Consider the following 212-nt stretch of genomic DNA (forward strand, 5'->3'; position numbering starts at 1 on the left):
TCGGCACCGACGACCAGGTGCAGGACCCGTTCCCGGTGCGGGTGACCGACGACGACGGCGACGTTTCGCCGGCGGCGACGCTGACCATCCGGGTCAACGATGACGGTCCGACCGCCGCGGACGACAGTGCCGGCCAGGCGAATGAAAACGAGCCGGTCACCATTGACGTGTTCGCCAACGACAGCGCGGGGGCGGACGGCGTCGACCTGGCC

1 protein-coding gene is annotated in these 212 nt (G+C 70.3%); it reads left to right on the plus strand.

What is annotated here, in order from left to right; translation table 11 throughout:
• Positions 1-17 precede the first annotated feature (17 nt).
• Positions 18-212 (plus strand): hypothetical protein (locus C7H85_RS19435; protein ID WP_210433715.1); only part of this gene is annotated, 195 nt, incomplete at its 3' end.

The sequence above is a fragment of the Zobellella endophytica genome (genome assembly GCF_003012775.1).
Lineage (GTDB): Bacteria > Pseudomonadota > Gammaproteobacteria > Enterobacterales > Aeromonadaceae > Oceanimonas > Oceanimonas endophytica.